At 67.5% G+C, this 13,105-nt stretch carries 13 protein-coding genes and 1 other RNA gene; 8 read left to right on the top strand and 6 right to left on the bottom strand.

Going from position 1 to position 13,105, the window contains the following annotated elements:
* Positions 1–39 precede the first annotated feature (39 nt).
* Positions 40–433: RNase P RNA component class A (rnpB, locus tag AC1DEY_RS13155), an RNA gene on the bottom strand.
* Between the two features lie 83 nt (positions 434–516).
* Here rnpB and AC1DEY_RS13150 point away from each other — a divergent pair.
* Together AC1DEY_RS13150 and AC1DEY_RS13145 are read left to right on the top strand one after the other, a co-directional pair.
* Positions 517–1,428, top strand: coding sequence for an alpha/beta hydrolase (locus tag AC1DEY_RS13150; protein ID WP_476868317.1), 912 nt, complete (start codon positions 517–519; stop codon positions 1,426–1,428).
* A 33-nt stretch (positions 1,429–1,461) separates the two neighbouring features.
* The gene (locus AC1DEY_RS13145) at positions 1,462–2,226 is read left to right on the top strand and encodes a YaaA family protein (protein WP_476868316.1); all 765 of its coding nucleotides are present in this window, start codon (positions 1,462–1,464) and stop codon (positions 2,224–2,226) included.
* Positions 2,227–2,286: 60 nt separating this feature from the next.
* On the opposite strand, the gene AC1DEY_RS13140 is transcribed toward AC1DEY_RS13145, so the two are convergent.
* Both AC1DEY_RS13140 and AC1DEY_RS13135 read right to left on the bottom strand, forming a co-directional pair.
* Positions 2,287–3,024: a zinc ribbon domain-containing protein gene (locus tag AC1DEY_RS13140; protein ID WP_441408713.1), complete on the bottom strand. Its 738-nt coding sequence runs from the start codon at positions 3,022–3,024 to the stop codon at positions 2,287–2,289.
* Positions 3,025–3,147: 123 nt separating this feature from the next.
* Positions 3,148–4,071 (bottom strand): Nif3-like dinuclear metal center hexameric protein, encoded by a 924-nt coding sequence (locus AC1DEY_RS13135; protein WP_476868315.1) that lies wholly within the window; start codon positions 4,069–4,071, stop codon positions 3,148–3,150.
* Positions 4,072–4,170: 99 nt separating this feature from the next.
* Here AC1DEY_RS13135 and msrA point away from each other — a divergent pair, with 99 nt between their 5' ends.
* The 5 genes from msrA (at position 4,171) to AC1DEY_RS13110 (ending at position 8,967) form a co-directional block, all read left to right on the top strand.
* Positions 4,171–4,695 carry a peptide-methionine (S)-S-oxide reductase MsrA gene (gene msrA, locus AC1DEY_RS13130; RefSeq protein ID WP_476868314.1) on the top strand — a complete coding sequence of 175 codons (525 nt, stop codon included), beginning with the start codon at positions 4,171–4,173 and terminating at the stop codon, positions 4,693–4,695.
* A 65-nt stretch (positions 4,696–4,760) separates the two neighbouring features.
* Entirely contained in the window at positions 4,761–5,696 is a 936-nt protein-coding gene (gene cysK, locus AC1DEY_RS13125) for a cysteine synthase A (protein ID WP_441408710.1), read from the top strand.
* 40 nt (positions 5,697–5,736) lie between these two features.
* Complete coding sequence (gene epsC / locus AC1DEY_RS13120; protein WP_018773413.1) at positions 5,737–6,321, top strand: serine O-acetyltransferase EpsC; 585 nt, start codon at positions 5,737–5,739, stop codon at positions 6,319–6,321.
* A gap of 172 nt (positions 6,322–6,493) precedes the next feature.
* Positions 6,494–8,035, top strand: a complete 1,542-nt coding sequence (locus tag AC1DEY_RS13115) for an arylsulfatase (protein WP_476868313.1) — start codon at positions 6,494–6,496, stop codon at positions 8,033–8,035.
* A gap of 41 nt (positions 8,036–8,076) precedes the next feature.
* Positions 8,077–8,967 (top strand): formylglycine-generating enzyme family protein, encoded by an 891-nt coding sequence (locus AC1DEY_RS13110; RefSeq protein ID WP_476868312.1) that lies wholly within the window; start codon positions 8,077–8,079, stop codon positions 8,965–8,967.
* On the opposite strand, the gene AC1DEY_RS13105 is transcribed toward AC1DEY_RS13110, so the two are convergent.
* Entirely contained in the window at positions 8,964–9,797 is an 834-nt protein-coding gene (locus AC1DEY_RS13105) for an oxidoreductase (protein ID WP_476868311.1), read from the bottom strand. The two genes, AC1DEY_RS13110 and AC1DEY_RS13105, sit on opposite strands and share 4 nt — an antisense overlap.
* A 148-nt stretch (positions 9,798–9,945) precedes the next feature.
* Positions 9,946–11,382, bottom strand: coding sequence for an NADP-dependent phosphogluconate dehydrogenase (gene gndA / locus AC1DEY_RS13100; protein WP_476868310.1), 1,437 nt, complete (start codon positions 11,380–11,382; stop codon positions 9,946–9,948).
* 262 nt (positions 11,383–11,644) lie between these two features.
* On the opposite strand from gndA, the gene AC1DEY_RS13095 reads away from it, so the two are divergent.
* Positions 11,645–12,373, top strand: coding sequence for a FadR/GntR family transcriptional regulator (locus AC1DEY_RS13095; protein WP_476868309.1), 729 nt, complete (start codon positions 11,645–11,647; stop codon positions 12,371–12,373).
* A gap of 20 nt (positions 12,374–12,393) precedes the next feature.
* On the opposite strand, the gene AC1DEY_RS13090 is transcribed toward AC1DEY_RS13095, so the two are convergent.
* On the bottom strand, positions 12,394–13,105 hold a 712-nt coding region (locus AC1DEY_RS13090; RefSeq protein WP_476868308.1), incomplete at its 5' end, for a zinc-binding dehydrogenase.

Below are 13,105 nucleotides of genomic sequence, written 5' to 3'. Positions count from 1 at the left end.
AATCCTGCCGGGCAGGACCGGATTTCCCGGCGGTTTGGATGGATGGGTTGACCGATACGCCGGGTTCTGTGTTCCCGCGCTGTTGCCGGGGCGGGAGTAGCGGCCATCCATCTACGGACGCCGTTGCCGACGCCCTCCAGCAGCCTACCCGGACACTCGGGCGAGCAGCCCTCAAACGTGCCCTGTCTGGCCTTGCTCCGGGTGGGGTTTACCTAGCCTTCCCGGTCACCCGGGAAGCTGGTGGTCTCTTACACCACCGTTTCACCCTTACCTGCCCTGCGGCCTGTGCAAACACACGCCGCACGCAGGCGGTCTGTTCTCTGTGGCACTGGCCTGCGGGTTACCCCGAGTGGGCGTTACCCACCACCCTGCTCTGCGGAGCCCGGACGTTCCTCGAGCCACTTGCGTGACGCGCGGCCGCCTGGTCAACCCATCCGCTGTCCATTCTACGGTCAGCGCGGGGGCCTCCGGTGACACGTCCGGACCGGGCCGGACCCCCGGGCCTATTATCGGAAGATGGACGAGTCTGCCCTGACCCGGCGACGCCTGCTGGAGCTGGCGGGAATCGGCCTGGGCGCGGCCGCGTTCACGGSCTGCACTGCCCGCATCGCGCCCGCCGAAATGACTCCGCCAGCAYCAGCYGCTCCGGCCGTACCAGCRGGCCCGACGGCGACAGCGCCCCCGGCGCCYGCCGCCCCGTTGACAGTCCGGACCAGCTCAGGCTCATTCGTCTCGGCTTACCGCCCCGGGATCGCCAGCCACTGGTCCCTGGCCGCYCCCGAATTGCCGCCCGGCGGCACACAGCCGGAATTGCCCCTGGCTGTCTTTCTTCACGGACTCAACGGCAGCCACACCGTCCTGCTCGAGGACCTGGCCGCCCAGGAGGCCCTCCAACGGCACCTCGACGCCGGCGGCACGCCCTTCGCGATCGCTGCYGTGGACGGCGGAAACACSTGGTGGCACCCGCGCGCCGACGGCAGCGACACCCAGTCGATGCTGGTGAAGGAATTTGTWCCGTTCCTGGGCAGCCAGGGCTGCGACCTGGGCAGGATCGGCCTCTTTGGCCTCTCCATGGGAGGCTTCGGTTCCCTGCTGCTCGCCTCGCAGGGCCGGCTGCCCGGAGTCCGCGCCGTCGCGGCCATGAGCCCAGCGGTCTGGGACCACTACGACCCWCGCCAGGAATCGGCCTTCGACGGCCCGGCCGACTTCGCRGCCCATGACGTGTTCGCGCTCCGACCCCGACTCGCGGCGCTGCCCAAGCGGATCGACTGCGGCACCGGCGACGAGCTTGCCKCCWCGGTTCGTGCCTACCGTTCAGGACTCCCGGGCGAGGTCGAGGGTGGTTTCCGGCCCGGCGGCCACGACTWCAGCTACTGGCGGTCCGTCCTGCCCGATGTGTTGTCCTTCTTGGGCTACAACCTCGCCTGAACCGGGCGCCGCCGGCGCCGGTAGGATCGTACGGTGCTAATTCTGTTGCCGCCCTCCGAGGGCAAGACTCCCGCMACGCGCGGGAACGCCGCCGACTGGACCGCCTTAAGCTTTCCCGCCCTCAACAGCTCCCGGGCCAGGGTTCTGGACGCGCTGGGCACAGTCAGCGCCCATGAGGACGCCTTGGCGCTGCTGGGCGTCGGCGCCTCGCTGAGTGCCGACGTCGAACGCAACACCCGCCTGCACGCGGAACCTGCTGCGCCGGCCCACCAGGTCTATTCCGGCGTGCTCTTCGACGCCCTGGGCTATGACTCCCTGACCCCGGCGCAGCGGAAGAAGGCCGACGCGTCGGTGCTGGTGGTCTCCGCCCTGTGGGGCGCCATCCGCTTCGCCGACCGTGTGCCGGCCTACCGGCTGTCGATGGGGATCTCACTGCCCGACGTCGGACGGCTCGCCTCGTTCTGGAAGCCGCAACTGGGCGAGGCCCTGGCGGTGGCCGCCGCGGGCGAGCTSCTGGTGGACTGCCGGTCCAGCACYTACGCCGCGGCCTGGACTCCCCCGCCGGAACAGACGGTGGCCGTGAACGTCTTCACCGAGACAGGCGGCGTGCGCAAGGTGGTCAGYCATTTTGCCAAGCACACCCGGGGCGAGCTGGCACGCCATTTGCTCACCCGCCGGGGMAAGGCGCCGRCSACCCCGGCGCAGCTGCAGAAGGCGGCGGCCGAGAAGTGGGTTGCCGAACTGGTCGAGGGCACGGCCCGGAAGCCGCACACCCTGAACATCATCCTGCCCAACTAGCAMACAGCAGGGGCCGTTCTGAACACTCAGAACGGCCCCTGCTGTTTGTCAGTTGGGTGGTTAGGCCCACTCGGCGGAGCGGACCAGGATGCAGCCGGAATCCGGGCAAAAGACGATGTCGTCCTCGGCGGCGGCCTTGATCTCCGCGAGGTCGCCCGGGCTCAAGTGCATGCCCGATCCTTCCGAGGTGCCGTGGAACAGCCGGGCAGCGCCGACGCCGCGCTTAGCCAGTGTCTTCTCGTAGATGGCCAGCATGCCGGCGTCGAGGGCAGCGGCGAACTCGGCCCGCTGCCCGCGCACCACGGTGGCCTCGGCTGCGATCTCGGCCAGCTGTTCGTCCAGCTCGGCGCGGATGGAGCCGAAGGAGCCCTGGATGTCGTCCACGATCTGCTGCTGGGCCACTTGGCGGGCACGGAGCGAGTCGAGCCGTTCGAGGACTTCGAGCTCAACGTCCTCGAGGTCCGAGCGGCGCTTGTTCAGGGAAACRAGGTCCCGCTGCARGGCAACGAGGTCCTTGGACAGGCCCGTTCCGCTGTTGAGCCTSGCCTCGTCGCGTTCGATCCGGGAGGCAACCTGCTCGACGTCGGCCTCTGAGCGCTTGAGCTCGAGCTCGGCGTCGTGGACGGCMACCTTYGCTGCRCCSAGTTCACCGTTGGCCACACTGAGGGCAGCTTCAAGATCGGTGATCCGGGAGTCACTTTCAAGGCTTCGCCGGCGGTTGGACAAGGACTTGAGCTTGGCATCGAGTCCCTGCAATTCGAGCAACTTCAACTGTTCCGCCGGTGCTGCCTTGGCCACTATTTACCTCCGCTAAATCCAATCCGGCCGAAGCCGGGCACCGTATCGGCGCTCCCTAGACTCTAGCGCCTAACGTGCTCCCCAGCCTCGCTACGCTCGCCCGGGGCCCCTCGCACGCCAGGCTTAGCCCGGAGTCAGAATGAAGTCCCACGGATCACTGTTGGTGGTGCTGACCCGGATCTCGACGTCGTGGCCCTGGTCGGTGAGCACGTTGCCCAGCGCTTCGGCGGCCGCGGGCAGCCACAGCCACTCGCTGGCGAAGTGGGACACATCGATCAGGTAGGGCCGGTCGTTGACCGCCGCCTCGCGGGCTTCCGATGCCGGGTGGTGCCGCAGGTCAGCTGTCACGTAGACGTCCGCGTTGCTGGCCCGCACCTCCCCGAAGAGGGAATCGCCGGCGCCGCCGCAGACAGCCACCCGCCGGATCAGACCGTCCCGGTCACCGGATACCCGGACGCCGCCGGCCACCGAGGGCAGGATGCCGTACACCCGGGCAGCGAAATCACCCAGCGTCAGGACCTCCTCGAGGTCCCCGACCCGGCCGATGCCTTCTTCGGGGAGCCCGTTCGCGGCGGGGGTCAGGGGGGCGACATTCAGCAGGCCCAGGGCATCGGCCAGGACATCGGAGACTCCCCCGACGGCGGAGTCCCCGTTGGTGTGCACGGTCATCAGCGCGGTCCCGGACTCGATGAGGCGGTGCACRGCCTTGCCCTTGGCCGTATTCGCGGCGACCGACGTCACGCCCCTGAGCAGGAGCGGATGGTGSGTGATGAGCAGTTCGGCGCCGAATTCAATGGCTTCCTCGATCACGTCCGTGGTCGGATCGACGGCGAACATGACCCTGTGCACCTCGGCGTTCGGATGGCCCGCCACGAGGCCCACCTCRTCCCAGTCCTCGGCCAAGGATTCGGGCCAGAGCTCCTCCACCGCCAGCTGGATCATGCCCAGCGTCGCGGCGCCGGGGGCCTCGCCGTGGCCGGTAGCGCCGTCGTCGGCGGCAGCAGYGCCGTCGGACTCCGCTGAAACATCGGTGTTCACAGGTTCCATACCCCCATTTTTACCCTATCCGCGGGCGCCCCTGACACTCGTAAGGGTCTCGTAAGGTGGGYGGGGAATCATCTGGACCGTCGAACCATTGAAGAGGTCATGAGAACTTTTGTCCTCGGCGGAGGCTGCTTTTGGTGCCTCGACGCCGTCTACCAGAAAACCAAGGGTGTCAGTTCGGTCGTCTCGGGCTACACCGGAGGCCATGACCGCGACCCCGACTATTAYTCTGTGTGCTCCGGGACCACCGGCCACGCCGAGGTGGTGGCKGTGACGTTCGACGAGGACGTCATCCCCGCYGAAGTCATCCTGGACATGTTCTTCGTCCTCCACGACCCCACCACCCTGAACCGGCAGGGCTACGACGTCGGGACGCAGTACCGTTCCTCSATGTTCTACGAAACCACCGAGGAAAAAATCCTGTTCGAGGAGGCGATCGAGCGGAACCAGGCCCTGTGGCGGCATCCGATCGTSACCGAGGTCAGCCGGCTSCCGMAGTTCCATGTGGCGGAGCAAATTCAYCAGGACTACTTCGCCAAGTACCCCGAGCAGGGTTACTGCCAGGTCRTCATCAACCCGAAGCTGGCCAAGGCGAGGAAATATTACTCTGCGTGGCTTAATGCTTAGCTAGGGCCTGTACGCGCTCGTTAGGCTGACCTCAGTCAACCCTCTTCAAAGACAGGCATACATACATGGCACCGATCTATGACGATGTAACCCAGCTGGTSGGCGGAACTCCGCTGGTCCGGCTGAACCGGCTGACCGAAGGCCTTGACGCCACMGTGGCCGTCAAGCTGGAGTTCTACAACCCGGCCAACAGCGTCAAGGACCGGATCGGCGTCGCCATYATTGACGCTGCCGAGAAGGCCGGTGCCCTCAAGCCCGGCGGCACCATYGTCGAAGGCACCTCCGGCAACACCGGAATCGCCCTGGCCATGGTGGGCGCKGCCCGCGGYTACAAGGTCATCCTGACCATGCCGGAAACCATGTCCACCGAGCGCCGRGTCATGCTGCGCGCCTACGGCGCCGARATCGTCCTGACCCCCGGYTCCGAGGGCATGCGCGGAGCCGTGGAGAAGGCCCAGGAGATCGTGGCCAACACGGAGAACTCCATCTGGGCCCAGCAGTTCGCCAACGAGGCCAACCCGGAGATCCACCGCCGCACCACGGCCGAGGAAGTCTGGGCYGACACCGACGGCAAGGTGGAYATCTTYGTCGCCGGCGTCGGCACCGGCGGCACCGTCACCGGCGTCGGGCAGGTCCTGAAGGAACGCAAGCCGGGCGTCCAGATCGTCGCCGTCGAGCCGAAGGACTCCCCCATCCTCAATGGCGGCGCCCCGGGCCCGCACAAGATCCAGGGCCTCGGAGCGAACTTCGTCCCCGAAATCCTGGACACCAACGTCTACGACGAGGTCATCGACGCCACCCTGGAAGACTCCGTCCGGGTYGCCCGCGATCTCGGCATCAAGGAAGGCATCCTGGGCGGCATCTCCTCCGGCGCGATCGTCTGGGCRGCCCTGGAGCTCGCCAAACGCCCCGAGAACGCCGGTAAACTCATTGTTGCTGTGGTTTGCGACTTTGGTGAGCGCTACATCTCCACCGTGCTGTACGACGACATCCGCGGCTAAMGTCACTGCCGCCGTCCCACGATTCCCCAGAAAGGTCTTTGTGAGCTTCTTCGCAAGACTGAAGGAAGACCTCGACGCCGCCCGGTCCCACGACCCGGCGGCTCGAGGTTCTTTYGAGAACTTCTTCGCCTACTCCGGMCTGCACGCCATCTGGTTCCACCGYCTGACGCACCGGCTGTGGCAAAACCCGGCCCTGCGGTTCCCKGCCCGGCTCATCTCCCAGCTCGCCCGGTTCCTCACCGGGATCGAGATCCACCCCGGCGCGACCATTGGCCGGCGCTTCTTCATCGACCACGGCATGGGCGTSGTCATCGGTGAGACCGCCGAGATCGGCGAGGACGTCATGATCTACCACGGSGTGACCCTCGGCGGCCGCTCGCTGGCCAAGATCAAACGYCACCCCACCATCGARGACCGCGTGGTGATCGGCGCCGGAGCCAAGATCCTGGGCCCCATYACGATCGGMCGGGACAGCGCCGTCGGGGCCAACGCCGTCGTGGTCAAGGATGCCCCGGCCGARTCAATCGTCACCGGCGTGCCTGCGACCTGGCGGCACCGCGACGCGCAGCGCGAGACCAAACCCGCCGTCGACCCRGCCGAATACCTGATCGAATACCGGATCTAGGGCCGCTYCGGGGCGRCGGAAGTCTTTTCACCTGCTCCCCGTGTCACTAGGATGTCGAGCACAGCGGCGCGTCCGTCCGTGCAGTGTCCTAAACGTGCAGTGTCCTAAACGTGCAGTGTCCCTTAGGAATGTCCTTGAATTGGCGCCGTCCAAGCCTGCGAGGAGACGCGCCATGCCCAACGGTAAGCCGAACATCCTGGTCATCTGGGGCGATGACATTGGCATCACCAACCTGAGCTGCTACAGCGACGGGCTGATGGGGTACCGCACACCCAACATTGACCGCCTTGCCGAGGAAGGCATGCGGTTCACGGACTCCTACGGCGAACARAGCTGCACCGCAGGGCGTGCCTCGTTCATCACCGGGCAGAGCGTGTTCCGTACCGGGCTYAGCAAGGTCGGCATGCCRGGYGCGGACCTCGGCCTGCGCGCCGAGGACCCCACCATCGCCGAGGTCCTCAAACCGCACGGCTACGTGAACGGACAGTTCGGCAAGAACCATCTGGGCGACAAGAACGAATTCCTGCCGACCGCCCACGGCTTTGATGAGTTTTACGGCAACCTGTACCACCTCAATGCCGAGGAGGAGCCGGAATCGCCCAACTGGCCCAGTGTCCAGGACTTCCCCGGTTTCAACGAACGGGCACGGCCGCGCGGGGTCATCCGCTCCTGGGCCACCGAGGACGAGGACGACACTGTGGACGGGCGGTTCGGCCCGCGCGGCAGRCAGCGCATCGAGGACACCGGCCCGCTCACCAAAAAGCGCATGGAGAAGATCGACGAGGAGTTCGGCGCCGCGGCGAAGGACTTCATCGGGCGCGCGCATGGCGCCGGCAACCCGTTCTTCGTGTGGATGAACACCACGCACATGCACTTCCGCACGCACCCGAAGCCCGAGAGCATCGGCCAGGCCGGCCGCTGGCAGTCYGAATACCACGACACCATGATCGACCACGACAAACTCGTCGGCGGGCTCCTGGACCACCTCGACGAACTGGGCATCGCCGAGGAYACGATCGTGATCTACTCCACCGATAACGGCCCGCACATGAACACSTGGCCCGACGGCGGAATGACCCCGTTCCGSAGCGAGAAGAACACCAACTGGGAGGGCGCGTTCCGCGTCCCCGAGATSATMCGGTGGCCGGGCCACATCCCGGCAGGGGTCGTGTCYAACGAGATCATCCAGCACCATGACTGGCTGCCGACGTTCCTCGCCGCCGCCGGCGACACGACCACGGTCGARGAACTCAAGCAGGGCAAGTCGATCGGCGRCCGCACCTACAAAGTCCACATCGACGGCTACGACCTSCTCCCRTACCTCACGGGCGAAGTCACCGKGAGCCCCCGGAAGGGGCTCGTGTACTTCTCCGACGACGGCGACGTGCTCGCCTTGAGGTACGACAACTGGAAGGTCGTGTTCATGGAGCAGCGYGTGCAGGGCACGCTCCAGGTGTGGTTCGAACCCTTCGTGCAGTTGCGGATCCCGAAACTGTTCAACYTGCGCACCGACCCCTTCGAACGGGCGGACGTCACCTCGAACACGTACTTCGACTGGCTCTTCGAGAACGACTACCTCATCTTCGCCGCCCAGGCMCTCATGRCAGAGTTCCTCGCCACGTTCGAGGAGTTCCCGCCRCGCCAGCGTGCRGCGACSTTCAGCATCGACCAGGCCGTGGAGAAGCTGCAGGCGTTCCTGGCCGGTGGCGATTGATTCCCCACCCCGCCACGCCGCCCGTCGCTCCCSAGGGGTTCGTGCGCATCGASGCCGGAGAGTTCGYKATGGGCTCGGATGAGCACTACCMGGAGGAGGCCCCGGCGCACCGGGTGCGGGTCGGCGGGTTCTGGATCAGCMCGGCAACGGTGACCAACCGCGAGTTCGCGAGCTTCGTGCGGGCGACCGGGTACCGCACGGTCGCGGAGCGGCCACTGGACCCGGAGATGTTTCCGGGCGCGCCGGCCGAGAACCTCGTCCCGGGTTCGATGGTCTTCACGGGAACACCCGGCCCCGTCGACCTGAAGCACCTCAGCCAGTGGTGGGCGTGGACGCCGGGCGCGAACTGGAGACGGCCTTTCGGGCCCGGCACCACCATCGCCGACCGCGCGGACCAYCCGGTGGTGCATGTCGCCTACGAGGACGCCGAAGCCTACGCCGWGTGGGCCGGATGCCGTCTGCCAACCGAGGCGGAATGGGAATACGCCGCCCGGGGCGGYCTCGATGGTGCGCGGTTCACGTGGGGCGAGGACCCGGAGGACGCGCACACGCCGCGMGCGAACTACTGGCACGGCGACTTCCCCTGGAGGGCACGCCGCGGCTACGGCTCGACCACGCCCGTGGGTTCCTTCCCRCCGAACGGGTACGGGCTCTATGACATGGCCGGCAACGTGTGGGAGTGGACCAGTGACTGGTACCAGCAGCACGACGCCGGCCCCGGATGCTGTGCCCCGCGCAATCCCCGGGGCGGAGAGCGCGACTCCAGCATCGACCCGCGTCAGGCTCCGGTTCCGCGCAAGGTCATCAAGGGAGGTTCATTCCTCTGCGCCGACAACTATTGCCGGCGGTACCGGCCCGCCGCGCGGCGGCCGCAGATGATCGACACCGGGATGAGCCACGTCGGGTTCCGCTGCGCCGCATCGAAACTTTAGCCGGGGAACCGCTTGTAGATGTTCCACAGGACGGCGTCGAACGCCCGGTCCGGCAGCAGGTGGCGCAGCAGCAGGATCCCCCGGGCGCTGGCTCCCACCGGGTACCGTGTCTTGGGCCGCCGCGCKGTGGCCGCGTGCAGGATGGCCTCGGCCGCGAGTTCCGGCCGCGCCGACGTCGCGGCGTTGTCCGTGGTGGCCAGMGCGGCCGCGACCACCTTGGCCTGGCCGGCGTAGGGGCCGCTCCCGGAGCTGGCCAGCAGCCCCTGCGCCGCAATGGTGCCCCACTCCGACTGCGTCCCGGCAGGCTCGATGATGGCCACGTCGATGCCGTGCGGCTTGAGTTCGAGCCGCAGCGAATCGCTCAGGCCCTCCACGGCAAACTTCGTCGCGTGGTACCAGGCGCCCAGCGGCTCGTACATCTTGCCGCCGATCGATGAGATGTTGATGATCCGGCCCGCCCGCGCAGCCCGCATGGCGGGGATCACGAGCTGGGTCATTCGGGCGAGGCCGAAGACGTTGACGTCGAACTGCCGCCGCCCCTCGGCGAGCTCCACCTCCTCGAGCGAGCCGTACGTCCCGTAGCCGGCGTTGTTGACCAGGACGTCGATCCGGCCGTGCGCGGCCAGCACYTCCCCGACGGCGGTGCWCATGGACKCCTCATCCGTCACGTCCAGGGMCACCACGTTGACGCCGGARRCCTTCAGYGGCTCCATTTTCTCCACCCGGCGGGCMCCGGCGTAGACGGTGAAGCCGGCCGCGGCCAGCTTCCTCGCGGTTTCGAAKCCGATCCCGGTGGACGCACCGGTGACAAACGCWACGGGCTGGGGCATGGGCAGAACTCCTTGGGCGCTGAACTCGGTGCTGAACTGAACTGGGTGCTGAACTGGGTGCTGAACGTCTGGGGCGGGTGCGGYGCGGAAACACGAACGGCCGGMGCCTCCCASAGTATCGGGAAGCGCCGGCCGTTCGCGGTGCGGACTAGTGCGTGTCCACTGCCTCGATCTCGGACTTGTCCTCGCCCCAGAGGGTGTGGAAGGTGCCCTCGGYGTCGACCCGGCCGTAGGTGTGCGCACCGAAGAGGTCGCGCTGGCCCTGRATCACGGCGGCCGGCAGGCGCTTGCGGCGCAGGCCGTCGTAGTAGGCCAGCGAGGAGGAGAAGACCGGTACSGGGATGCCGAGCTGCACCGCGGTRGCCACCACGCGGCGCCAGGCCGGGAGSACGTCGGCGATCGCCTTGGTGAACGCCGGYGCGAAGAGCAGGTTGGCCGGCTTTTCCGCCGCGGCGTAGGCCTTGGTGATCTCYTTGAGCAGTTCGGCGCGGATGATGCAGCCGCCGCGCCACAGCGAGGCGATCTCATCCAGCTTCAGGTCCCAGCCGTATTCCTTGGCCGCGGAGGTGAGCATGTCCAGMYCCTGGGCGTAGGAAACCAGCTTGGARGCGTAGAGCGCCTGGCGGACGTCTTCGACGAAGCTCTCGGGGACCTCRACGGCGGCCTCGCCGCCGGCCAGCAGTTCCTGGGCCAGGACTCGCTGCTCGGCCTGCGAGGACAGGGCACGGGCGAAGACGGACTCGGCGATGCCCGACGTCGGGGAGCCGAGCTCGAGCGCGGAGATGACCGTCCAGCGGCCGGTGCCCTTCTGGCCGGCGGCATCCACCACGACGTCGACGAACGGCTTGCCGGTCTTGGCATCGACGTGGCCGAGGACCTCTGCGGAGATTTCGATCAGGAAGGAGGCGAGSTCGCCCTTGTTCCACTCTTCGAAGATCTTGGCCTGCTCGGCCGGTTCGATCCCGGCGCCGGAGCGCAGGAGGTCGAAGGCCTCGCCGATGACCTGCATGTCGGCGTATTCGATGCCGTTGTGGACCATCTTGACGAAGTGGCCGGCGCCGTCGGTGCCGATCCAGGCGCAGCAGGGCTGGCCGTCGACGTGGGCGGCGATCTTTTCCAGCAGCGGGCCGAGGGCGTCGTAGGACTCCTTGGAGCCGCCGGGCATGATCGAGGGGCCGTTGAGGGCGCCTTCTTCACCGCCGGAGACGCCGATGCCGACGAAGTGCAGGTCCTTCTTGGCGAGGGCGGCCTCGCGGCGGCGGGTGTCCTCGTAGTGCGAGTTGCCGGCGTCGATGATGATGTCGCCCGCTTCCAGGAGCGGCTCGAGCTGCTCGATCACGGAATCGACCGGCTTGCCGGCCTTGACCATGATCAGCACGCGGCGCGGCTTCTCCAGCGAATCAACGAGTTCCTGGAGGGTTTCCGTGCGGACGAAGTCGCCCTCGTCGCCGTGCTTTGCGAGCAGGGCGTCTGTCTTCTCCACGGACCGGTTGTGCAGGGCAACGGTGAAGCCATTCCGGGCCAGGTTGCGTGCGAGGTTGGCCCCCATCACCGCGAGGCCGGTGACACCGATGTGTGCTGACATCAAAACTCCAATTCATTTCTGTACGCCATCTATGTACGGCGATTCATGTGCGACGTTCAACTAGGACTCGGGAAGGTGCACCGCAGAGGGCGGACCCGCCCTTGGGATTTTTGTGGCTGTACATAAACCATATGTATTTCCGCGGGCTGCGGGAAAGCAGCGCCCACGTAGCGGAATACTGCGCGTCACAAACAGTCTATGATCACCTGCGCCCGGGCCGCCGATCGGCCCGGGAGAGGCTTGCAGCATTATGCTTACGACTATGTCAACGAGCCTCCACCATCGTGCCATTGAGCACCTCGGGACCCGGATCGTGGCCGGCGAGCTTCCGGCCGGGCACGTCATGCTTGCCGAGCATCTTGAGGACGAACTCAAGGTCTCCCGCTCGGTGGTCAGGGAGGCGGTCCGCGTCCTGCAGTCCCTGGGCCTGGTTGAGACCATCAAGCGCGTCGGAATCCGGGTACTGCCCTCCAACCGGTGGAATCCCTTCGATCCGCTCGTGATCCGCTGGCGCCTGGCCGGCGAGGGCCGTGGGGCCCAGCTGCGCTCCCTGGCCGAGCTCCGCACCGCCGTCGAGCCCGTGGCCGCCGAGCTGGCAGCTGCCAACGCCCCCGAGGAGCTCCGCAGGGAACTTGTGGAGGTCTCGCACGCCATGCGGGACGCCGGGCAGGCCGGAGATGTGCCCCGGTTCCTGGAGCTGGACATCCTGTTCCATTCCCTGCTGCTGACCGGCTCCGGCAACGAGATGTTCGCCAACATGGTGGGGCAGGTCACCGAGACCCTGACCGGGCGCACCATCCACGGCCTCATGCCGGACCACCCGCGCGAGACGGCGCTGCAGTGGCACGTGGAGGTCGCCGAAGCCATCGCCGCCGGCGAGGCCGCCGCCGCCCGCGAGGCCTCGAACCGGATCATGCGCGACACCATTTCCGAGATGGAGCCGAGCTGGAAGAACCAGCCGCGGGTGTTCGTTCCGCTCGAGCGCCGGTAGCGCACCGCCGGCGGACCGCCTCACTCCGGGGCCGGCCTGAAGTCGAGCAGGACCTTCCCGGACACCGCCGCATTCCCGGCAGTCTCGAACGCTTCCAGTCCCCGGTCCAGCGAAAAAGTGTGCGTGATGACGGGATCGATCTGCAGGGATCCGTCGGCGAGGGCGGCGATGACGTCATCGATTTCGTCGTTAAAGCGGAAGGAGCCCCTGAGTTCGAGTTCCCGGGTGATGGCCAGGGAGATCAGGACCGGCTGCGGGCCGGTGGGCAGCAGGCCCACCATCACCACGGTGCCGCCGCGGGTCGCACCCCGGATGGCCGAGGCCAGGCCGTGGTGGTTGCCGGAGGATTCGATCACGACGTCGGCCTCGACGGCGGCGATCGCCTCCGCKTCGTCCGCCTTGAGGACGGCGTCCGCTCCCACGGCACGGGCGATGTCCAGCGGCYTGGCATGCATGTCSACGGCCACGATCCGGGCGGCGCCGGCCCGCTTGAGCACGGCAACGGCCAGGGCCCCGATGGGGCCGCTGCCGATCACCAGGGCGGTCTTGCCGGCCACGTCCCCGGCGCGGGCAACGGCGTGCCAKGCGACGGCCGCCGGCTCGATCAGCGCCGCGGTSCGCAGGTCAAGGCCCGCGGGCAGCGCCCGGAGCATCCGCGCCGGCAGGTTCACGTACCGGCTGAACGCGCCGTCGGTGTGCGGGAACCGGGCCGCGCTGCCCAGGTAGGTGCAG

This window comes from Arthrobacter sp. 05T47, from assembly GCF_056395825.1.
The sequence above is the reverse complement of the archived record's forward strand: the minus strand, read 5'-3'. Positions and strand labels throughout refer to the sequence as shown.